The 20647-nt window shown below is 71.5% G+C and carries 19 protein-coding genes, 1 CRISPR repeat array and 1 riboswitch; of the genes, 14 read left to right on the forward strand and 5 right to left on the reverse strand.

Annotated elements, in window-relative coordinates:
• The first annotated feature begins 185 nt into the window (after positions 1-185).
• A CRISPR array of direct repeats spans positions 186-1260; the repeat unit is 28 nt; unit sequence GGACCATCCCCGCTGGCGCGGGGCCGAG.
• A 769-nt stretch (positions 1261-2029) separates the two neighbouring features.
• Together ACWDR0_RS09900 and ACWDR0_RS09905 are read left to right on the forward strand one after the other, a co-directional pair.
• On the forward strand, positions 2030-3448 hold the full coding sequence (locus tag ACWDR0_RS09900; RefSeq protein WP_456351141.1) for an RDD family protein: 1419 nt from the start codon (positions 2030-2032) through the stop codon (positions 3446-3448).
• Between the two features lie 159 nt (positions 3449-3607).
• A complete protein-coding gene (locus ACWDR0_RS09905) occupies positions 3608-4435 on the forward strand; it encodes an RDD family protein (RefSeq protein WP_456351142.1) in 828 nt (275 codons plus the stop codon).
• A 123-nt stretch (positions 4436-4558) separates the two neighbouring features.
• On the opposite strand, the gene ACWDR0_RS09910 is transcribed toward ACWDR0_RS09905, so the two are convergent.
• Positions 4559-4840: a hypothetical protein gene (locus ACWDR0_RS09910; protein WP_456351143.1), complete on the reverse strand. Its 282-nt coding sequence runs from the start codon at positions 4838-4840 to the stop codon at positions 4559-4561.
• A gap of 589 nt (positions 4841-5429) precedes the next feature.
• On the opposite strand from ACWDR0_RS09910, the gene ACWDR0_RS09915 reads away from it, so the two are divergent.
• Both ACWDR0_RS09915 and ACWDR0_RS09920 read left to right on the forward strand, forming a co-directional pair.
• Positions 5430-7886 carry an immune inhibitor A domain-containing protein gene (locus ACWDR0_RS09915; RefSeq protein ID WP_456351144.1) on the forward strand — a complete coding sequence of 819 codons (2457 nt, stop codon included), beginning with the start codon at positions 5430-5432 and terminating at the stop codon, positions 7884-7886.
• Between the two features lie 144 nt (positions 7887-8030).
• The gene (locus ACWDR0_RS09920; RefSeq protein ID WP_456351145.1) at positions 8031-8345 is read left to right on the forward strand and encodes a hypothetical protein; all 315 of its coding nucleotides are present in this window, start codon (positions 8031-8033) and stop codon (positions 8343-8345) included.
• A gap of 138 nt (positions 8346-8483) precedes the next feature.
• Here ACWDR0_RS09920 and ACWDR0_RS09925 read toward each other — a convergent pair whose 3' ends face one another.
• The gene (locus ACWDR0_RS09925; RefSeq protein ID WP_456351146.1) at positions 8484-9068 is read right to left on the reverse strand and encodes an isochorismatase family protein; all 585 of its coding nucleotides are present in this window, start codon (positions 9066-9068) and stop codon (positions 8484-8486) included.
• A 130-nt stretch (positions 9069-9198) separates the two neighbouring features.
• Positions 9199-10542, reverse strand: coding sequence for a nicotinate phosphoribosyltransferase (locus ACWDR0_RS09930; protein WP_456351147.1), 1344 nt, complete (start codon positions 10540-10542; stop codon positions 9199-9201).
• A gap of 175 nt (positions 10543-10717) precedes the next feature.
• Between ACWDR0_RS09930 and clpS the strand changes: the two genes are divergently transcribed.
• From clpS to ACWDR0_RS09980, 10 genes are all read left to right on the forward strand, one after another.
• Positions 10718-11032, forward strand: coding sequence for an ATP-dependent Clp protease adapter ClpS (gene clpS / locus ACWDR0_RS09935; RefSeq protein ID WP_389888522.1), 315 nt, complete (start codon positions 10718-10720; stop codon positions 11030-11032).
• Positions 11032-11763 carry a DUF2017 domain-containing protein gene (locus ACWDR0_RS09940; protein ID WP_456351148.1) on the forward strand — a complete coding sequence of 244 codons (732 nt, stop codon included), beginning with the start codon at positions 11032-11034 and terminating at the stop codon, positions 11761-11763. Before clpS ends, ACWDR0_RS09940 begins: the two co-directional genes overlap by 1 nt.
• Before the next feature lie 486 nt (positions 11764-12249).
• Positions 12250-13698, forward strand: a complete 1449-nt coding sequence (locus ACWDR0_RS09945; RefSeq protein WP_456351149.1) for an amino acid permease — start codon at positions 12250-12252, stop codon at positions 13696-13698.
• 307 nt (positions 13699-14005) lie between these two features.
• On the forward strand, positions 14006-14428 hold the full coding sequence (locus ACWDR0_RS09950) for a Mov34/MPN/PAD-1 family protein (protein ID WP_456351150.1): 423 nt from the start codon (positions 14006-14008) through the stop codon (positions 14426-14428).
• Between the two features lie 41 nt (positions 14429-14469).
• Positions 14470-14616: riboswitch (cobalamin riboswitch) on the forward strand.
• A gap of 38 nt (positions 14617-14654) precedes the next feature.
• Positions 14655-15671 (forward strand): ABC transporter substrate-binding protein, encoded by a 1017-nt coding sequence (locus ACWDR0_RS09955; protein WP_456351151.1) that lies wholly within the window; start codon positions 14655-14657, stop codon positions 15669-15671.
• Positions 15668-16960, forward strand: coding sequence for a FecCD family ABC transporter permease (locus ACWDR0_RS09960; protein WP_456351152.1), 1293 nt, complete (start codon positions 15668-15670; stop codon positions 16958-16960). Before ACWDR0_RS09955 ends, ACWDR0_RS09960 begins: the two co-directional genes overlap by 4 nt.
• A complete protein-coding gene (locus ACWDR0_RS09965; protein WP_456351153.1) occupies positions 16957-17775 on the forward strand; it encodes an ABC transporter ATP-binding protein in 819 nt (272 codons plus the stop codon). The genes ACWDR0_RS09960 and ACWDR0_RS09965 overlap by 4 nt, the downstream gene beginning before the upstream one ends.
• A gap of 66 nt (positions 17776-17841) precedes the next feature.
• The gene (locus tag ACWDR0_RS09970; protein ID WP_456351154.1) at positions 17842-17958 is read left to right on the forward strand and encodes a putative leader peptide; all 117 of its coding nucleotides are present in this window, start codon (positions 17842-17844) and stop codon (positions 17956-17958) included.
• 127 nt (positions 17959-18085) lie between these two features.
• Complete coding sequence (locus ACWDR0_RS09975) at positions 18086-18373, forward strand: MoaD/ThiS family protein (protein WP_456351155.1); 288 nt, start codon at positions 18086-18088, stop codon at positions 18371-18373.
• 3 nt (positions 18374-18376) lie between these two features.
• On the forward strand, positions 18377-19327 hold the full coding sequence (locus ACWDR0_RS09980) for a PLP-dependent cysteine synthase family protein (RefSeq protein ID WP_456351156.1): 951 nt from the start codon (positions 18377-18379) through the stop codon (positions 19325-19327).
• A gap of 78 nt (positions 19328-19405) precedes the next feature.
• Here ACWDR0_RS09980 and ACWDR0_RS09985 read toward each other — a convergent pair whose 3' ends face one another.
• Both ACWDR0_RS09985 and ACWDR0_RS09990 read right to left on the reverse strand, forming a co-directional pair.
• Positions 19406-20068 carry a class I SAM-dependent methyltransferase gene (locus ACWDR0_RS09985; RefSeq protein WP_456351157.1) on the reverse strand — a complete coding sequence of 221 codons (663 nt, stop codon included), beginning with the start codon at positions 20066-20068 and terminating at the stop codon, positions 19406-19408.
• A 90-nt stretch (positions 20069-20158) separates the two neighbouring features.
• Positions 20159-20641, reverse strand: coding sequence for a hypothetical protein (locus ACWDR0_RS09990; RefSeq protein WP_456351158.1), 483 nt, complete (start codon positions 20639-20641; stop codon positions 20159-20161).
• Positions 20642-20647: the final 6 nt, after the last annotated feature.

The raw sequence follows: 20647 nt of genomic DNA on the forward strand, positions 1-20647 counted from the left end.
CTGGGTGGTCCGGCTGGTGATCCACGAGGGACCCCGGTGCCGATGGCACCGGGGCGGGCGCTGGATAGCGCGGCGGGCGCGGCCGGGCTGAGACAGCGGTCCGGCTGCTGGTGGCACGGGTGGCGTAGGCCACTGCCCCGGCCACGCTGCCCGCTGCCCTTGGCGCCGCGTCCGGCCTGCTGCCCGGACCATCCCCGCAGGCGCGGGGCCGAGTTCCCGAGGCCGGATACCGTCGTGCCGATGCCCGGACCATCCCCGCAGGCGCGGGGCCGAGACCGCCACCGCGGTCATCCAGACCCGCACCCGGGGACCATCCCCGCAGGCGCGGGGCCGAGACGAAGAGCGCGCTCAGGGGCGCCCAGCACCTCGGACCATCCCCGCAGGCGCGGGGCCGAGTTCTGGGGGATGCCGTCGAGCGACAGGCGGCCGGGACCATCCCCGCAGGCGCGGGGCCGAGCGCCCCGAATCGGTCTACACACCGAAGAGGACGGGACCATCCCCGCAGGCGCGGGGCCGAGGACGCCGTCGAGGAGCGGCTGGACGTCGAGGGGGGACCATCCCCGCAGGCGCGGGGCCGAGCTGACGCGATGTCCTCACGCCGGGGGATCCGAGGGACCATCCCCGCAGGCGCGGGGCCGAGGTCGTCGCCGGACTCGCCGCCGCCCTGGTGGGGGGACCATCCCCGCTGGCGCGAGGCCGAGGTCCGGGAGGAGCTGCTCGGCCAGGCGGCGGCAGGACCATCCCCGCTGGCGCGGGGCCGAGAGTGCGCGGGCTCGCTTCTGTTCGGCGGTGCGCGGACCATCCCCGCTGGCGCGGGGCCGAGCCCACACCCGGTGCGACGACCGGATGCGAGCGAGGACCATCCCCGCTGGCGCGGGGCCGAGAAGAAGCCCCGCAGCGGGGTCTCCACCATCTGGGGACCATCCCCGCTGGCGCGGGGCCGAGCTCGACCAGCGCCGGGGAGCCCGACCCCGTCACCCGGGCCGAGGGACCATCCCCGCTGGCGCGGGGCCGAGGCCGGATGCGTCAACATCCGGCATAGAACCCGGGGACCATCCCCGCTGGCGCGGGGCCGAGGGTGGGGACGTCCGTCCTACGTCGACTCGCAGAGGACCATCCCCGCTGGCGCGGGGCCGAGAATCGGTGACCGACCGCATCGAGCAGCTCTCGAGGACCATCCCCGCTGGCGCGGGGCCGAGTCAGGGTGACGCCGGACGCGACGCCGACCACGAGGACCATCCCCGCTGGCGCGGGGCCGAGGCTTGCTGACCTGGGATTCTTTCAGCGGTTACAGCTGGTTTCATTTAGTGGGAACGCGCGGCCACGGCTACTGGCCGAGCCCGCGTCACGGGGATCGGCCAACATCACGGTCATGACCACCCCACGGGCCGGAGGCAGGCACACGAGGCACTCCCTGGTAGCGGATGGATCGTGCAGTACCGGCATCGTCTCCGATGCCGCCGGTTCCCGTCCAGCACGTCACGACGGGGTGTGCGGGGCTCGAATTGCAGGCGGTGGCCTGGTGGGGCGGTGTCGCTCGGCGGGACCGGCCGTCAGGCCCGCATGCCCGCCAGGGGCGGCAGGCCGCCCGGCGCGCCGAAGGCGCGCCCTTGAGTGGCAGATCGGTGAGCATCCGTTGAAACCTTGGCCTCAGCACTGCCCAGTCGACGGTCCCGCCCGGGCGGGTGATCTTGCGCTTCTTGTACGCGCTGGTCTCGGGGTCCTCGTACACCTCGGCGAAGGGGCCCCATCCCAGCGCCATTACGCTTTGCCCCGACGTCCTCGGTCTGACGCTCGAAGGCAGTCTTCCTGTTGGACTCCTTCTTCTTCGCGCGCCGTTCTTCGTTAATGTCGTCCAGGGACAGCCGGAGGTACGCCCCGGGGCGCTGGGGCGTGTACGACGCTTACCCGTTGGCTATGTCCAGTACCGTTGACCGGCCGCGCCGCCGCAGTTGGGCGATCAAAGGGTCATCGACGCCGGACAGCCCGGACAGGTCAAAAGTGTTGCTCGTGATCGGAGTTGGGGGCATTGGGCACTCCTACTGACGAAGGTGGGAACGTACCCGGGCAGGGGTATTACCCCGATCCGTCCATTCCTGGATATGTCCGTTACTGGAACGGTGCTGCCTGGGTTCCGGGTACGAGCCGGCCCGCGCCCAAGGACGGGGACGCGGCACCTGTTGTGCCCGCGCCCGCCGCCGCGGCCCCTGCTCCCGTTCCGGCGTCTGCTCCGGAGCCGGTGGTTCCGGTGGTGGAGGAGACCGGGCCCGTCTTTCTGGACGAGGAGCCGGAGGCGGAGCCCGCCCGGGCGGCCGAGCCCGCCAGTGCCTGGCAGGCGGATACCTCGCGGCAGAGCGGCTTCGGCGCCGAGCGCGACCGGGTCGACTGGGGCGGTACGGGGGCGGCCGCCGCGCGGGTGCCCGCGCAGGCTCCCGCGCCCGGGGAGGATCCGACGGGCGGGGCGCTGTCCGGGGTGCGGACCCCCGAGTCCGCCGAGGCGAGCGCGCCGGTGCGGCCCGTGCCGGAGAGCACGGTCACCATCCGTCCCGTACGACCTCAGGAGCCCCAGCTCCCGCAGACGCCGCAGGCTCCTCAGCACCAGGTGGCTCCGGCCCTTCAGCCCCAGGTACCTCAGCCGCAGGCCCCGCAGCCGCACGCCGCGCAGGCCCCGGCGCCCGTACAGCCACTGCCCGCGGCCCCGCAGCTTCCCGCCCAGCCTCACCCGCACCCGCAGGCCCATGCCCACCCGCAGGCACCCGCACCCGCCCCCGTCCGGCCGCTCGTGCCCGAGCAGGCGCAGGCGCAGGCCCAGCCGGTGCGGCCCGCTCCGGTGACCGACGGGCCCGGGGGCGGGGCCGCCTCCTGGGCGCAGCAGCCCCCGGGGGCCGCCGCGGCCGAGCCTCCGGTTGTGCCGTGGAAGCCGCCGGTCGACGACCCCTTCCTCTCCATGGCCCGGGCGCAGGCCGCGGCCCGGCCCGCCGGGCTCGGCAGGCGGCTGGTGGCCCGGCTCATCGACACGGCCGTGCTCGGCGGGCTGGTGGGCGCCGTCGCCGTACCCCTGGTGACCGGTGCGATCGACCATGTCAACGGAAAGATCGAGGCCGCCGAGCGGTCCGGCGAGACCGTCACGGTCTGGCTGCTCGACGGCACCACGGGGGTCCAGTCCGGCATCCTGCTGGCCGCGCTGCTGGTCCTCGGCGTGCTGTACGAGGCCCTGCCGACCGCCAAGTGGGGCCGCACCCTCGGCAAGAAGGTCTGCGGGATCTCGGTCGTGGACATCGAGTCCCACGAGCCGCCGTCGTTCGGCGCGGCGCTCCGCCGCTGGCTGGTCTACAGCGGTCTCGGGCTGATCGCCGTGGGTGTCGTCAACGTGGTGTGGTGCCTCTTCGACCGGCCCTGGCGGCAGTGCTGGCACGACAAGGCCGCGCGCACCTTCGTCCAGGGCTGACCGCGGCGGCCGGGCAGCGGCCGGGCAGCAGCCGGGCCGAGGTCCGGCGGCGGTCCGGCATCCGTCGGGCCGCGGCCGCCGGGGGGCCGTCCGGGGCCGCGTCCCCCGAACGGCGTGCGTCCTTTTGCGGGGACCCCGGGCACGGGTTGCACTGCCCACATGAGCAACGACCAGCCACCGCCCTCCGGCTGGGGGGACCCAGGACGCGACCGGCCCCGTGACGACGACCCCTTCGTCAAGCGGCCGCCCGAGCCGGGCGGGCAGAACGGCGGTTCCGAGCCTCCGCCGCCACCGGACCGGCAGCCTCCGCCGGACCAGCCCCCGCCGCCTCCGCCGCCCCCGGGCCCGCCGCCCGGCTCGCCGTACGGCCCCGGCCAGAGCGGCGGCCCCTACGGCGGGGCGGGCGGGACACCGCCGCCCCCGTACGGCGGCGGCCAGGGCGGCCCGTACGGCGGTGGTCCGTACGGCGGGACGCCCGACCCGCTCGCGGGCATGCCGCCGCTGGCCGATTTCGGCCGGCGCTTCGCCGCCCGGGTGATCGACGCGCTGATCGTCTTCATTCCGCTGTTCATCATCTCGCTGCTCGCGGGCGGCTGGTCCTCCGGGAACAGCGGTGACGACTGGAACGACATCACCAGCGATCTCAACACCGGCCGGCAGTGGCTCTGGTCGCTGATCTCGCTGGTCGCGTATGTCGCCTACGACACGCTGATGGTCCGCAAGACCGGCCAGACCGTCGGCAAGAAGCTGCTGAAGCTGCGCGTCGCAATGCTCAACGACGGCAGCACGCCGGAGACCGGCGCCGCGCTGACCCGGGCCGCCGTGCTCTGGGCGCCCGCGCTGATCTGCTGCTTCTGCGTCTGGTGGCTGGTCATCATCATCACGGTCCTGGCGGACAAGCCCTACCGGCAGGGTCTGCACGACAAGGCGGCCAAGACCGTGGTGGTCACGGTGCCGGACGGAACCGGCCCCGGCACCACGGCCTGAAACAGCACCACGGCCTGAACCAGCACTACGGCGTAAGCAGCACTACGGCCTGAAACAGCACCGCGGCCGGCAGCACCGCGGCCCGGTCCCCCCGGGCCGCAAGCAGCACCGCAGCCCGAGGCCCTACCGCGCCGAGGTGTCCGCGCCCGCCCCCGCATGAGCCTTCGGGCGCGGGGCGGGCGCCGTGGATCCGGCGCGCTTCGGACGCCCGTTCCCGGCGGACGCCCGCAGCGCCCGGCTCATCGGCAGCGCCACGGCCACCAGCAGCCCGAGGGCCATGGCGGCCACTCCGATCGCGGCGACCCCGAGGGCATGCGTGGTCCTGGTGAAGAGCAGCAGGGCGAGCGCCGAGAAGACGACGGTGGCCGAACCGGAAGCGATCTGTACGGAAGTCGGACGCTGCATAACGGTTTCCGTCCTCACGACAGTAGGAAGAACAGTTCGGGGGGGTGGCGCCCGGCGCGGTCGCACCGCCGAGCGCTCTAGGTCGTCTCTTTCGGATCTTGCCGGGCTCGCGTGCCCTGGCACCGCACCTCGCTGCGTTGTCGTCAATCACCAATGCTCCGCAGTGGCTCAATCCTCCGCCTTGCGATGCACGGCACCAGACCCCGCTCACTCATCCGGCCTGATCCGAAAGAAACTCCCTGGGCCGTGTCGGACACGGCCTAGGATGCTGGATTCCCGGACCGCCCCCGCGGTAAGCGTTCCTCCGCCCCGGCCGCCGGTGCATGGGGGGCGCACGGGTTCACGCCCCTTGACGCCGGGCCTTCCGGATGCCCCCGCCCGGCCGACGGCGAGATCCGGCCGATCCTTGACGTCCGGATAACGGAACAACGCTCCCGCATAGGGCAGTTGGTGTGTTCAAGTCAAGGACTGTCTTTTCTTCCGCACGTACGGTCGAATGCCGTCACTTGAGACGCGACCCCCGCCCGGACGGCCCCACCCACCCCACTGGATCCGCGGCGCCCGGGGCGCGGGGGAGGAATTCGCTCACGTGACCACCACCAGAAGCGGCCGCGGACGGTCCCTCAGGACATCCGCGGTCGTCGTCGCGCTCGCCGCGACGGCCGCCACGGTCTCGGCGTACGGGACCGCGCAGGCCGAGGACAACGGAGCACGGTCGTCCGCGACCGCTGCGGTCGCCCCGGCCGGCGGCGCCGTCCAGCGCCACGACCCGGCGCCCGCCAAGGACCATGTGGACCACGATCTCGACGGGCCCTTCAGCAAGCAGCAGGCCCAGCAGCGCGAGACCGCTCTCGAACAGGTCATCAGCGGTGAGTCGACGGTCGAGCGGCGCGGCGCCTCCAAGGTCGTCAAGCTCGACAAGGGCAAGTACGTCGAGCTGGGCCGGGAGAAGACCGACAAGATCTTCACGATCCTGGTGGAGTTCGGCGACAAGGTCGACGACACCACGATGTACGACCCCGACGGGCCCGAGGGCCCCCAGCCGCCGGTCAAGCAGTACGGCGGCACCCCCGGCCCGCTGCACAACACGATCAAAGAGCCGGACCGCACCAAGGACAACGCCACCGACTGGAAGGCGGACTACAACCGCGCCCACTTCCAGGACCTGTACTTCGGCACCGGCAAGGACGCCCAGGGGCAGCCCAAGCAGTCGGTGAAGACGTACTTCGAGAAGGCGTCGTCCGGCCGCTACTCCGTCGACGGCACGGTCTCCGACTGGGTCAGGGTCGAATGGAACGAGGCCCGCTACGGCTCCAACTTCTGCGGCGAGAGCAACTGCAAGAACGTCTGGGACGCGGTGCGCGACGGCGTCAACGCCTGGGTCGCCGACCAGAAGGCGCGCGGCCGTACCGACGAGCAGATCACCGCGGACCTCCGGCAGTACGACGTCTGGGACCGCTACGACTTCGACAACGACGGCAACTTCAACGAGGCCGACGGCTATATCGACCACTTCCAGTTCGTCCACGCGGGCGAGGACGAGTCCGCGGGCGGCGGCGCCCAGGGCCCCGACGCCATCTGGGCGCACCGCTGGTACGCGTACGGCGACGACAACGGCCGGACCGGCCCCGCGAACAACCGGGCCGGCGGCACCCAGATCGGCACCACGGGCATCTGGGTCGGCGACTACACCGTGCAGCCGGAGAACGGCGGCCTCGGAGTCTTCGCCCACGAGTACGGGCACGACCTCGGCCTGCCGGATCTCTACGACTACTCCGGGCGCGGCGAGAACTCCACCGGCTTCTGGAGCCTGATGTCCTCCGGGTCCTGGCTGGGCCGCGGCAAGAACGCCATCGGCGACCTGCCCGGCGATATGACCGCCTGGGACAAGCTCCAGCTCGGCTGGCTCAACTACACCAAGGCGAAGGCCGCCACCGACTCCGTGCACACCCTCGGCGTCCAGGCGTACAACACCAAGCGGCCGCAGGCGCTGATCGTCGAACTGCCGAAGAAGCCCGGCACCACCCCGGTCGTCAAACCCGCCGAGGGCACCCGCCAGTGGTGGTCCGACATGGGCGACGACCTGCGCAACACCCTGACCCGCACGGTCGATCTGACCGGGAAGTCGACCGCCTCCCTGAGCCTCTCCGCCTGGTGGCAGATCGAAGCCGGCTACGACTACCTCTACACCGAGGTCTCCACGGACAACGGCGCCACCTGGACCCCGGTCGACGGGACCGCCGACGGCCGGCCGATCACCCGGGACGCCGGGGACAAGCCCGCGCTCACCGGACGCTCGGGCGCCCACCGCTCCCTGGTCTACCCCCTGGACGCCTACGCCGGCCAGAAGATCGGCCTCCGCTTCGCTTACCGCACGGACAGCGCGACCGCGGAGAAGGGCTTCACCGCGGACGCCATCACCGTCACGGCGGACGGCGCGCCCCTCTTCACCGACGGCGCCGAGGCCGACGACGCGGGCTGGACGAAGGCCGGCTTCAGCCGGATCGGCGAGTCCATCACCAAGGACTACGAGCAGTACTACCTGGCCGAGAACCGCCAGTACGTCTCGTACGACAAGGGGCTGGAGATCGGCGCGTACAACTTCGGCTTCCCGGCCCCGCGGAACCGCTGGGTGGAGCACTTCCCGTACCAGAACGGGCTGCTGATCTGGTACTGGGACACCTTCCAGCGGGACAACAACACCGGGGTGCACCCGGGCGCGGGCCAGATCCTGCCGATCGACGCGAATCCCGAACCGCTGCGGTGGTCCGACGGTACGCTGATGCGCAACCGGATCCAGACCTTCGACTCGACCTTCTCGACCCGGCCGTACGACGCGATCACCCTCCACAAGGCCGGCGTGCCGACGAAGATCCCGTCCCGTCCGGGCCGGAGCGTCTTCGACGACCGCAAGGGCGTCTACTGGTACGCCGAGAACCCGACCGGCAGCGTGAAGGTTACTGACACCAACACCAAGATTTCGATCGTCAAGGAGCCGCGCAGCGGTGAAACGATCACGGTGAAGGTCGGTCCGTCGACCAAGTAATTCGCAAAACAGCAGGTCAAAGCATGATCGGCCGTCGCCCTCTAGCGGGCGACGGCCGATCGTGTTTAGGTGCGTGGTGACCGCCTCTTATTGACACCGGGCCCGACCAGCCCGGCCGACCGATCCACGGGGGAGTGGTACACCATGTCCGGCGGAGGTTTCAGCAGACTCCCGAACGGCACCGTCGTCGTCGCCGTCAGCCTGCCCAGCCCGCTCGGCGACGGCAGCGTCGCCCGCTTCCTCGTCCATGCCGCGAACCGGGCCCGCGCCCTGACCAGGCTGCGGAATCTGGGGCTCCGTGCGGTCTATCTGCGGGGGAACGCGGAACCGCCGACGCCGGACGAGATCACGGCGGTGCTGCACCATCCGGACGGCCTGCTCTGGCGCCTCCAGGAGGCTCCGGCGGCCGCGCTCTGGCACCCCTTCCGGGCGAGTCCGGCGCGGCGGAGCTGGGCCTGACGGCAGCCCCGCCCGGGGCCTCGCCGGCCCGCCCCCGCGTCCGCCTCCGTGCCCGCCCCCGCGCCCGCCTCCGTGCCCGGCCCCGCCCCGGACCCCGACACCGGACCTTCCCCCGGACCCGTCCCGGGGGAAGGCGCCTCAGACCGCCGGTTCGCCCGTCAGGGCGACCCCGGCCTCCCGCAGCTCCGGCAGCACCCAGCCGGTCCGCTCCGCGGAGACCGCCGCGGTGAGGTCCAGCAGCACCCGGGTGGTGAAACCTTCCCGCACCGCGTCCAGCGCCGTCGCCCGGACACAGTGGTCGGTCGCCACCCCCACCACGTCCACCTCGGTCACCCCGTGCTCCCGCAGCCAGGCCGCGAGCCCGGTGCCGTTCTCGTCGGAGCCCTCGAAGCCGCTGTACGCCGCGGCGTAGGCGCCCTTGTCGAAGACCGCCTCGACCGCGCCGGAGGCCACCGCGGGCGCGAAGTTCGGGTGGAAGCCCGCCCCCTCGGTGCCCGCCACGCAGTGGACCGGCCACGACGTCTCGTAGTCGGGCGTGTCGGAGAAGTGGCCGCCGGGGTCGATGTGGTGGTCACGGGTGGCCACCACATGGCGGTAGCCGGCCGTGCTCTGCCCGATCAGATCGGTGATCGCCGCGGCGACCTGCGCACCTCCCGCCACCGCGAGGCTGCCGCCCTCGCAGAAGTCGTTCTGGACGTCGACGACGATGAGTGCGCGGTGCATAGCGGGTGCCTTTCGGATCGGTGGGTCCGGCGTGGTGCCGGGGACTGCACGGACGCATGCCCGGATGCCCGCCCGGGATGCCTGCCCGGGTCCGGGGCCGTCCCGGGGCGGTGCCCCGGGAGCGCGCGTACTACCGGCTCTGCTCCTGAACGTACTCCGTCGGCAGCACCGGCTCACCCCGCGAGAGCTGCGTCGCCGACAGCGGCAGCGCGCCCCGGGCGGCCCGGTGCCGCTCCCTCGGTACGTCGAGCGGCTCCCGCGCCACGATCTCGCCGCCCCGCACCAGCTCCACCAGCAGCTGGTGGCGGACCAGCTCGTCCGGCACCGGTCCGGTGCCCACGACCTCCGCCTCGGCCACGCCCTCCGCGTCCGGCCGCCGGGCGGCCCACTTGCGCCCGCCGACGGACGCCTTGCCGCCCACGGACCGTTTGGCCACCGGCTCCAGCGGGGCGTCCGGACCCTCGCCCCGGGCCCGGGCGACCAGCTTGTAGACCATGGAGCAGGTCGGGTGCCCGCTGCCGGTGACCAGCTGGGTGCCCACCCCGTACGCGTCCACCGGCGCGGCCGCCAGGGAGGCGATGGCGTACTCGTCCAGATCGGAGGTGACCGTGATCCTGGTGTGCCGGGCGCCCAGCTCGTCGAGCTGCTGCCGCACCCGGTGCGCGACCAGCAGCAGATCGCCCGAGTCGATCCGGACCGCGCCCAGCTCGGGCCCGGCGATCTCCACCGCCGTACGGACCGCCTCGGCGACGTCGTAGGTGTCGACCAGCAGGGTCGTGCCCCGCCCCAGGGAGTCCACCTGCGCCCGGAAGGCGTCCCGCTCGCTGTCGTGCAGCAGGGTGAAGGCATGGGCGCTGGTGCCGACGGTCGGGATGCCGTACCGGAAACCGGCCGCCAGATCGGAGGTGGAGTCGAAGCCGCCGACGTACGCCGCGCGGGACGCGGCCACCGCCGCCAGCTCATGGGTGCGCCGGGCCCCCATCTCGATGAGCTTCCGGCCGCCCGCGGCCGCCGCCATCCGGGACGCGGCCGCCGCAATGGCGGAATCGTGGTTGAGGATGGAGAGGATCACGGTCTCCAGGAGCACGCACTCCGCGAAGGTGCCCTCGACGCGCAGGACCGGTGAGCCGGGGAAGTAGACCTCCCCTTCCGGGTAGCCCCAGATATCGCCGCGGAAGCGGTACGAGGCCAGCCAGTCCAGGGTTGCGGCGTCGACGATGTCCTGCTCCCGCAGGAACGCGAGCACGTTCTCGTCGAACCGGAAGTTCGCCACGGCGTCGAGCACCCGTCCGGTGCCGGCCAGGACCCCGTACCGCCGCCCCTCGGGCAGCCGGCGGGTGAAGACCTCGAAGACGGAGCGGCGGTGCGCGGTGCCCGCCCGCAGGGCCGCCTGCACCATGGTGAACTCGTACTGGTCGGTGAAGAGGGCCGTGGAGGGGACGTCGACCGGGAGCCCCAGGTCAGCGGTGTTCACGAGACTCGACCTCATGCTTTCTGCGCCCCGCTCCACCGGCTGCGGGACGGGGGATGCGCCGTCGGACGCCCGCGATGACACGGGCGTTCCCGTTCTGGCGAGGATGCTACCCCACATTTCGTCACTCTGACGAAATGGGGAGCCGTTTATGCGCGGGGCGGCCCCGGGTGGCAGCATGGTTCAGGTGAGTGTTGCTCCCACTGAGATCGAACGCCCCGAATCGGCGGAGCAGAGTTTCGCCGTTCCCGAGCCCGACGTACCGTGGGTGACGCTCGTCCACAACGATCCCGTCAATCTGATGAGCTACGTCACCTATGTCTTCCAGGCGTACTTCGGATACTCCAAGGACAAGGCGCGCAAACTGATGCTCGACGTCCACCACAAGGGACGCGCCGTGGTCTCCAGCGGCAGCCGCGAGGAGATGGAGCGCGATGTGCAGGCGATGCACGGGTACGGCCTGTGGGCGACCCTCTCCCAGGACCGCAACTGATGCCGGGTCCCTTCGAGCCGCTCTCCGGCGGCGGCGCGGTCATCGAACTCGACGATGTCGAGGTGTCCATCCTGCGCTCCCTCGCGGTGCAGATGCTGGAGCTCATCGGGCCCGGTGACGAGCCGGTCGAGGGCGAGGACCCGCTGGCCGCGCTGTTCGCCGAGGGGCCGAGCGAGCCGCCGTCCGATCCGGCGCTGGCCCGGCTCTTCCCCGATGCCTACGGCGGCCCGGACCGCGGCGGCGACGCCGCGGGCTCCGGTTCCGGCCCGGGCTCCGGCGGTTCCGGTTCCGGTTCCGGTTCCGCGCCCGGCCAGGGCCCCGGCCCCGGTGGCCCCGGTCCCGGTTCCGGTTCCCGCCCCGGGATGAGCGATGACGAGCGCCGCGCCGCCTCCGCCGAGTTCCGCCGCTTCACGGAGAACGACCTGCGGGCGGGCAAGCGGGCGAACGCGCTCGCCCTGGTCCGCGCCCTCGACGGGCTGGAGGCGGGCGGCGGGTCCGTCTCCGTACTGAAGCTGACTCCGGACGAGTCCCGGCAGTGGCTCGGCGCCCTCAACGACCTGCGGCTGACCATCGGCGCCCGGCTGGAGGTCAGTGAGGAGGACGACGCGGCCGGCGATCAGGGCGGCGGGCTCTACCACCTTCCCGACGGGGACCCGCGCAAGCCGATGGTGATGGCGTACCTCTGGCTGGGCGTCCTCCAGGAGACCCTGGTCGGCACCCTGCTGCCCTGAGCCCCCGGCCCCCTTCCGCCCCTCTCTCCCTGCTCCTCCGGCGCCCCGGCGGCACTCGCCCCGGGGCGTTCCGCTGCCCCGGTGTCTGCCCCCGGCACCCCGCCCGGCGCCTCGGCCGTCCGCCGCCCCCGTCGGCTCGGCGCCCCGGCCGGCCCGCAACCGTCCGTCCGTTCGGTTGTTCGCTCAACGGACACTCAAATCCGAATAACGATCGCGTTACCAGCCTGGGGTAATGCGCCCATCAAAGTAACGTTTGTCCGGTTCTTTCTGTGCGGTGTGCCACAAAGCGGCGGATTGATCTCTGTAGCAACCGTGATAAATCTTCACGACCACCAGGGGCGCCACCCATGCTCCTGGAGGCGCTTGAGCCGGCGGATCGCCGGTGGCACTCCATCCATATCCGGGGGGATCAGGAACTGATCCGCAGTCGTATCGCCGGGGGGCGCGACGCACGCGGATCGGCATGGAGAGAAGGGCGCACCAGTTATGACCTCGGTGCAGGTCGACGACAGCAAGAACGGTCCGGGCGGACCGGCCGGGACGAAGGCCCCGGCGGCCACCGCGGAGGACCAGGGGTACCACCGGACACTCGGTGCCCGTCAGATCCAGATGATCGCCATCGGCGGAGCCATCGGCACGGGCCTTTTCCTCGGCGCCGGCAAGGGCATCTCCAAAGCGGGCCCCAGCCTCATCCTCGCCTACGCCATCGCGGGCGTGGTCATCTTCTTCATCATGCGGGCGCTGGGCGAGCTGCTGATGTACCGCCCGGTCGCGGGCTCGTTCTCCGAGTACGCGCGGGAGTTCGTCGGCCCCTTCGCGGGCTTCGCCACCGGCTGGACGTACTGGCTGTTCTGGGTCGTCACCGGAATGACCGAGGTCACCGCGGCCGCCGAGTACATGACGTACTGGTTCGACCTGCCGCAGTGGATCTCGGCCCTGGCCTTCACGGTCATCCTCTATCTCGCCAACCTGATCTCCGTGAAGATCTTCGGCGAGCTGGAGTTCTGGTTCTCCATGGTCAAGGTCACCGCCATCATCGGCATGATCCTGATCTGCGCCGGAATCATCACCCTGGGCTTCACCGACGCCGGTGACACCGCCTCCTTCTCCCTCCTCTGGAGCGACGGCGGCTTCTTCCCCAAGGGCCTCGGCGGCACCCTGATGACCCTCCAGATCGTGATGTTCGCCTTCCTGGCGGTCGAACTGGTCGGAGTCACCGCCGGTGAGTCCAAGGACCCGGAGAAGACCCTCCCCAAGGCCATCAACACCGTGCCGTGGCGGATCGCCGTCTTCTACGTCGGCGCCCTGATCATGATCCTGTCGGTCGTCTCCTGGACCAACTTCCAGCCGGGCGTCTCCCCGTTCGTCGCCGCCTTCGACCAGATGGGCCTCCAGATCGGCGCGGGCATCGTCAACTTCGTGGTGCTCACCGCGGCGCTGTCGTCCTGCAACTCCGGTATGTACTCCACCGGCCGGATGCTCCGCGACCTCGCGCTCAACAGCCAGGGCCCGAAGCTCTTCACCAAGCTCACCAAGCACGGCACCCCGCTGATCGGCACCACCTTCTCCGCCGGTCTGATGCTGATCGGTGTGTGGATCAACTACCAGTGGCCCGGCGACGCCTTCAACAAGATCGTCTCCTTTGCCACCATCTCCGGTATGTGGGCCTGGATCATGATCCTGGTCAGCCATATCCGCTACCGCGCCAAGGCCGCCCGCGGCGAGGTCGCCGAATCCTCCTTCAAGGCCCCCGGCGCCCCCTGGACGAGCTGGTTCGCGCTGGCGTTCATCGGCATGGTGATCGTCCTGATGGGCATCGACAAGGACGCCCGGATCTCGCTCTATGTGGCACCGCTCTGGGCGCTGGTGCTCGGGGTCTCGTATCTCGTCCTCCGGGCGAAGAACCCGGAGGGCACGGCCTTCGCCAAGCGCTGACGGCCACCGGGCCGTCATCCGCGGCCCCCGAACGTGCCGGACGGCGGGTGGGCGACTGCCTGCCCGCCCCACCCGCCGCCCGGCATCCCCTTTTTTCCAGGCTCGGTTCGCCTCCGGGGCGCCTAAGACGAGTTCTTCAGTCGATCGTGCTCGGCCGCTCGTTCCTCGCGGCCTCCGCGCGTTCTCCTTCCAGAACTCGCCGCGCCCCTTCGGCTCACTCGCGGTCCGACAGCCGGGGACCGGCCCTTCCGCCGTCCGCCCCGGCACCCTTCCGCCGTCCGCCCGGCGCGCGTTTATCCTGATCCGCATGCTGACGCTCACCCAGGACCTCTACGACCGGATCGTCGCGCACGCCCGCGCCGACCACCCCGACGAGGCGTGCGGCATCGTCGCGGGCCCCGAGGGCAGCGACCGGCCGGAACGATTCATCCCCATGGAGAACGCGGCCCGGTCGTCCACGTTCTACGAATTCGACTCGGGCGACCTCCTGAAGCTCTACCGCGAGCTGGACGACAACGACGAGGTGCCGGTGATCGTCTACCACTCGCACACCATGACCGAGGCGTACCCGTCCCGCACGGACGTCAGCTACGCCGGTGAGCCGAACGCGCACTACGTCCTGGTCTCCACCGCCGACACCGCGGGCGAGGGACCCTTCCAGTTCCGCTCGTTCCGGATCGTCGACGAGAAGATCACGGAAGAGGAAGTCCGGGTCGTCGAGGCATACTGACCCGCAGCTCCACCCATCTCCACCCCACCGCTGTCGCTTCAACTCCATACGGGGCGCTGGGACCCAGGAAGCCGGTGCGAATCCGGCGCGGTCCCGCCACTGTGACCGGTCGACTGACACGTGCGCGCACTCCGCGCGCCGCGTCCGTCGGCCGTCAGCCAGGAACTGACCCATCGCCCTTCTCCCATGACCCAGGGGACGCGGATCCCCGGAGGAGGACCCACGCATGTCCACGCGCATATCCCGGCGCCCGTACGGCCGCCGTCGCCGTACCGCCCTGACCGCCGCGGCCGCCGCACTGCTCCCGCTGGCCCTCACCGCCTGCGGCTCCGGCTCGGACTCCGGCAAGGGCGGCGGCAAGGCCGCCGCGGCGCCCGGCTTCCCGTACACCGTCGACAACTGCGGCGTGAAGACCACCTACCAGGCGCCCCCGAAGCGGGCCGTCACCATGAACCAGCACGTCACCGAGGTCATGCTGGAGCTGGGCCTGGAGAAGTCCCTGGTCGGCACCGCCTATCTCGACGACGAGGTGCTCCCGCGCTACAAGAAGGCGTACGACGCGGTCCCGGTGCTCGCCAAGGAGTACCCGTCCAAGGAGAAGCTCCTCGCCGCGAACCCGGACTTCGTCTACGGCGGCTACGCCAGCGCCTTCGAGGCCAAGGACGGCCGCACCCGTGACGAGCTGAAGAAGGCCGGCATCGACACCCGGCTCAACCTGGAGTACTGCACGAAGGACCGGACCACCCTCGACGACGTCTACCGCGAGATAGCCGAGGTCGGCCGGACCTTCGGCGTCGGCGACCGGGCCGACAAGTGGATCGCGGACTCGCGGGCGTCGGTCGAGAAGACCGCGGCCGGGCTGAAGAAGACGCAGACCGCACCGGTGCCCGTCTTCGTCTACGACAGCGGCGACAAGACCGCGTTCACCGTCGGCGGCAAGGGCATCGGCAATGAGCTGATCACCCGCGCGGGCGGCCGCAATGTCTTCGCCGATATCCCCAAGAGCTTCGGCGACGCCACCTGGGAGCAGGTCGTGGCCCGCAAGCCCGAGGTGATCGTGATCTACGACTACGGCGCGACCAGCCTGGCTCAGAAGAAGCAGAAGCTGCTGACGGACCCCGCGCTGAAGGACGTCCCGGCGATCCGGAACAAGAAGTTCGCCGTCCTGCCGCTCTCCGACGCGGTCCTCGGCGTCCGCGCGCCGGACGCGATCGCCAAGCTGGCCCCGCAGCTCGCGCGATGACGCCCGCACCGCAGGGTGCCGCCGGAGCCCCGGGCTCCGGCGGCCCGCCCGCCCCGGAGCGGCCCGCACCCGCCGTGTCCGCCCCGGCGGACTCCGCGCCGCCCACAAGGCCCGCCGCCGGGGCCCCGGCCCCGGCGGTCCCGCCCGTCACCGGCCCGCCTCCGCGCAAGGACCGCAGCCCGGACGCGCCGCCCCCGCTGACGGAGCGCAGCCCGGACGCACCGCCCCCGCCCGGGAAATCCCGGCCGGAGGGCTCCGCGCCCGCGCTCTCCCGGCTCCGGTTCGGGGCCGTGGCCGCCGGGCTGCTGACGGCCCTGGCCGCCGCCGTCCTCGCGGCGCTCGCGCTCGGCTCCGTACGCATCCCGCCCCGCGAAGTCCTCGCGGCCCTGCTGCCCGGCGCCGAGCCCAGCCCCTTCCGCACGATCGTCGTGGACGTCCGGCTGCCGCGGGTGCTCCTCGGGGTGGTCGTCGGCGCCGGGCTCGGGGTCGTCGGCACGGTCCTCCAGGCCCTCGTACGCAACCGGCTCGCCGACCCGTTCCTGCTCGGGATCTCCTCCGGGGCGTCCACCGGCGCCGTACTCGTCCTGGTCCTCGGGATCGGCGTCACCACCACCGTCGCCCTGCCCGCGGGCGCCTTCGCGGGCTCCCTCGCCGCGTTCCTCCTGGTCTACGGGCTGGCGCGGAACGGCGGCGGGATGACCGGCACCCGGCTGGTCCTCGCCGGAGTCACCATCAGCTATGTCTTCACCGCCCTGACCACCCTGGTCCTCGTCGCCTCCTCCCGGCCCGAGCACTTCCGCGAGGCGCTGTACTGGTCGCTCGGCGGCCTCGGCAGCGCCCGCTGGGACAGCGTCTGGCTGCCCACGGCCGTCGTCTGCCTCGCGCTCCCGCTGCTGCTCGCCCTGGCCCGGCCGCTGGACCTGCTGCTGGTCGGGGAGGAGGGCGCGGTCGTCCTCGGGCTGGACGTCGCCCGCTTCCGGGCGGCCGTCTTCGTGCTGGTCTCGCTGGTCACCGCGGTACTGGTGGCGGCGAGCGGCGCGGTCGGCTTCATCGGCCTGATGGTCCCGCACGCCGCCCGGCTGCTGGTCGGCGCGGCGCACCGGGCGCTGCTGCCGGTGGCCGCCCTCGGCGGGGCCGTGGCCCTGGTGGTCGCCGACCTCGCGGCCCGTACCCTCGCCGCGCCGCAGGACATCCCCGTCGGGGTGCTCACCGCGCTGATCGGCGGGCCGCTGTTCCTCTGGCTGATGCGCCGCCGCTCCGTCGACGGCACGGAAGGAGCCCCCGCATGACCCGCCCCGCCACCGCCCCCGCGGGGCTGACCGTACGGGGACTCTCGTACGCCACCACCACCGGCCGGCTCCTCGTCGAAGGCGCCGACCTGGACCTGCGCCCCGGCGAGACCGCCGGACTCGTCGGCCCCAACGGCAGCGGCAAGACGACCCTGCTGCGCTGCGTGTACGGCACCCTGAGCCCCACCGCGGGCAGTATCCGCCTCGGGGACACCGATCTGCTCGCACTCGGGCCCAAGGAGCGGGCGCGGCGGGTCGCGACCGTGCCGCAGGAGAGCCGGCCGGAGTTCGAGCTGACCGTCCGCGAGATCGTCCTCATGGGGCGGGCCCCGCACAAGCGGTTCTGGGAGTCGGACACCGCGGCCGACGGCCGGGCCGCCGACGAGGCCCTGGCCCGGCTCGGTATCGGGGACCTCGCCCGGCGCGCCTTCCCGTCGCTCTCCGGCGGGGAGCGGCAGCGGGCGCTGGTCGCCCGCGCCCTGCTCCAGGACCCGGCCCTGCTCGTCCTCGACGAACCCACCAACCATCTCGACATCCGCTACCAGTGGGAGATCCTGGCCCTGGTCCGGAGCCTGGGCGCCACCAGCCTGCTCGCCCTGCACGACCTCAACCTGGCCGCGTACTTCTGCGACCGGATCCATGTGCTCCAGGCCGGGCGGATCGTGGCCTCGGGGACACCGGAGGAGGTGTTCACCCCCGCGCTGCTGGCCGAGGTGTACGGGGTACGGGCCGAGGTGGCCGTCCATCCGGGGACCGGCGCCCCCACCATCACCTATCTCCCGCCGGACCACCAGGGCGCGATGTCCACCGGCTGAGCGGATCCGTCCCGCAGTGTGAGATCACATTCCGGTCCCGGGGGCGGGAATCGATACGATGACCGCATGGTTCTCCACGACATGGCTGACAAGACGCAGGGCGGCGCCGTGCTGCTCGTCGCGCGGCTCCATGTCGACCTGTGCCGTCTTGCCAGCGCGATGTGTACCCAGCGCGTGTTCTGAGCACTGCCCAGCACCGCCCGCACCGCCCCGGAACGACCACCGCACACCGATCCGCACCGCCCGAGCCGCTTCGGCTGGGGACCGAGCCGCGTCCCCGCCGCTCCGACAGCCGACTGGAGTCCACCCCATGGCCATCGAGGTCCGCATTCCGACCATCCTGCGCACGTACACCGACGGCGAGAAGGCCGTCGAGGGCAACGGGACCACCCTCGCCGAGCTCTTCGCCGACCTCGACACCCGCCATGCGGGCATCCAGGCCCGCATCGTGGACAAGGACAATGGCGACCAGCTCCGCCGCTTCGTCAACGTCTACCTCAACGACGAGGACGTCCGGTTCATCGACGGCATCGCGACCAAGCTCGCGGACGGCGACAGCGTCACCATCCTCCCGGCGGTCGCCGGCGGAATGCGCTGACCGATGCGTTACGACTCCCCACTCGCCGCCGTCGGCAATACGCCGCTGGTCCGGCTGGCCCGGCTGTCCCCCTCCGAGGAGGTCCGCGTCTGGGCCAAGCTGGAGGACCGCAACCCCACCGGTTCCATCAAGGACCGCCCCGCGCTCCATATGATCGAACAGGCGGAGAAGGACGGCCGGCTCACCCCCGGATGCACCATCCTGGAGCCGACCTCCGGGAACACCGGCATCTCGCTTGCGATGGCCGCCCGCCTCAAGGGCTACCGCATCGTCTGCGTCATGCCGGAGAACACCAGCGACGAACGCCGTGAACTGCTGGCGATGTGGGGAGCCGAGATCATCTCCTCCCCGGCGGCCGGCGGCTCCAACACCGCCGTCCGCATCGCGAAGGAGATCGCGGAGCAGAACCCCGACTGGGTGATGCTCTACCAGTACGGCAACCCGGCGAACGCGGGCGCCCACTACGCCACCACGGGCCCGGAGATCCTCGCCGACCTCCCCTCCATCACCCACTTCGTGGCCGGCCTCGGCACCACCGGCACCCTGATGGGCGTCGGCCGCTACCTCCGCGAGAACGTCCCCAACGTCTCCGTGGTCGCCGCCGAACCGCGCTACGACGACCTGGTCTACGGCCTGCGGAACCTGGACGAGGGCTTCGTCCCCGAGCTGTACGACGCCTCCGTCCTCACCACCCGCTTCTCCGTGGGCTCCGCCGACGCGGTCCGCCGCACCCGCGAACTCCTCCAGCAGGAGGGCATCTTCGCGGGCATCTCCACCGGCGCCGCACTCCACGCGGCCCTGGGCGTGGCGAAGAAGGCGGTCAAGGCGGGCGAGAGCGCGGACATCGTGTTCGTGGTCGCGGACGGCGGCTGGAAGTACCTGTCGACGGGCGTCTACACGGCCGAAACGACGGAGGCGGCAATCGAAACGCTGCAGGGCCAGCTCTGGGCGTAGTCGGCACCGCTGAAGGCCCTGCCGGCCCGGCGCCTCGGAGCGCCGGGCCCGATGCCGGTTCCTTGAGGCGGGCCGTCCTCAGGCTGCTACGGCCCGGCCGATCAGAGTTCCGATGTGACCTTGTGTCGGAGCTTCCAGGACACGTACCTCCACTTCCCGGAACCCTGCCCTGATCAAAAGGCTTTCCCATTTCCGGTGAGTGTAACTGTAGCGATATGTGTACATTGCCCTCCCTGTAAAACCACCCTTGTACATTCCCTGCGGTCCGTATGCGCCTGGAATGGCCGGGGGGTGGGAGAAGACAAGTACGCCGCCGGGGTTCAAGCGGGACGCGACCAAAGGGAGCAGCTTGGCCGGGTCGGTGAACCAGACGGCACCGAACATCGAATACACGGCGTCGTACGTCTCTGCCGTTCCGGCCAGGTACGAGAGCACCTCCGCACATGCGAACCTGACCCCCAGCGAACCCCATCGGTCCGTGGTGTTCGCCACCATCACGGGTGACATATCCACACCAGTTGCCTTGATGCCCTGCTGGGCGAGGTAAGCCAGGGCGCGGCCTGTCCCGCATCCGACTTCGAGGACGGACTCCGGCGTTCCGAGAAGTTCGGGGCCCGGCCCGTGCCCCGAGTACTGCGTCCAGCGAAAGACGGGATCCGACTCGTACACATCCTTCCGGGTGCTTTCGGCGTAGGTGTCCCAGAGTTCGCGTTCGGCGTCGATATCGTGTCGTGCGGGCAACGGGGAGCGTCCTTCGCGTGTCGGGGGTGCAGCGGTGCTGCGCCCCCACCTTCCGGGGTGGGAAGGCGGGGGCAGGAACTGGAGCGCCGGTCAGTGACTGTCGGGGACCTTGTCGTTGCACGGTGAGCAGTCGGAAGCGTCGGTCTCCCACAGCTCGTCATCGACGGCGAACCCGCTCGCGCGCATGAGTTCGGCCGTGCGTGCCACGACGCCGTCACGGCGTCGTTCGATCAGAGGGGCGTGGTGCTTGTACCGGCCCCCGTTGTGCGCGTCGCACAAGGCGAAGTACAGGGGAGTGTCGAGGATCAGCTGGTGAACGCCGATGTCCACGGTGTACCCGACGCCCATGTCGGTGCCGGGGTTCTCCATCGCCGTGATGACATAGGCGACGCCCTGCCCCAGGATGCGTTCCGCCAGGCTCCGCACGGCCACGCTGTCGCGAAGAAGAAGGCGGACCTCCCGCTCCCAGAGATCGGTGACGCCCACGTCCGTCACGAGGTGGGGTACGCGTTCGTGCAGCGCGTTGAGGATGGTGCGCGGATCACGGGTCCGTGTCCGGATTGCTGTGCTCATCGTTCA

This window comes from Streptomyces sp. NPDC003691 (assembly GCF_053981115.1).

Coding starts and splice junctions, on each gene's coding strand:
- ACWDR0_RS09905 (WP_456351142.1), top strand. CDS start 3,608: ATGAGCAACGACCAGCCACCGCCCTCCGGCTGGGGGGACCCAGGACGC.
- ACWDR0_RS09910 (WP_456351143.1), bottom strand. CDS start 4,840: ATGCAGCGTCCGACTTCCGTACAGATCGCTTCCGGTTCGGCCACCGTC.
- ACWDR0_RS09920 (WP_456351145.1), top strand. CDS start 8,031: ATGTCCGGCGGAGGTTTCAGCAGACTCCCGAACGGCACCGTCGTCGTC.
- ACWDR0_RS09925 (WP_456351146.1), bottom strand. CDS start 9,068: ATGCACCGCGCACTCATCGTCGTCGACGTCCAGAACGACTTCTGCGAG.
- clpS (WP_389888522.1), top strand. CDS start 10,718: ATGGTTCAGGTGAGTGTTGCTCCCACTGAGATCGAACGCCCCGAATCG.
- ACWDR0_RS09940 (WP_456351148.1), top strand. CDS start 11,032: ATGCCGGGTCCCTTCGAGCCGCTCTCCGGCGGCGGCGCGGTCATCGAA.
- ACWDR0_RS09945 (WP_456351149.1), top strand. CDS start 12,250: ATGACCTCGGTGCAGGTCGACGACAGCAAGAACGGTCCGGGCGGACCG.
- ACWDR0_RS09950 (WP_456351150.1), top strand. CDS start 14,006: ATGCTGACGCTCACCCAGGACCTCTACGACCGGATCGTCGCGCACGCC.
- ACWDR0_RS09955 (WP_456351151.1), top strand. CDS start 14,655: ATGTCCACGCGCATATCCCGGCGCCCGTACGGCCGCCGTCGCCGTACC.
- ACWDR0_RS09960 (WP_456351152.1), top strand. CDS start 15,668: ATGACGCCCGCACCGCAGGGTGCCGCCGGAGCCCCGGGCTCCGGCGGC.
- ACWDR0_RS09965 (WP_456351153.1), top strand. CDS start 16,957: ATGACCCGCCCCGCCACCGCCCCCGCGGGGCTGACCGTACGGGGACTC.
- ACWDR0_RS09970 (WP_456351154.1), top strand. CDS start 17,842: ATGGTTCTCCACGACATGGCTGACAAGACGCAGGGCGGCGCCGTGCTG.
- ACWDR0_RS09975 (WP_456351155.1), top strand. CDS start 18,086: ATGGCCATCGAGGTCCGCATTCCGACCATCCTGCGCACGTACACCGAC.
- ACWDR0_RS09980 (WP_456351156.1), top strand. CDS start 18,377: ATGCGTTACGACTCCCCACTCGCCGCCGTCGGCAATACGCCGCTGGTC.
- ACWDR0_RS09990 (WP_456351158.1), bottom strand. CDS start 20,641: ATGAGCACAGCAATCCGGACACGGACCCGTGATCCGCGCACCATCCTC.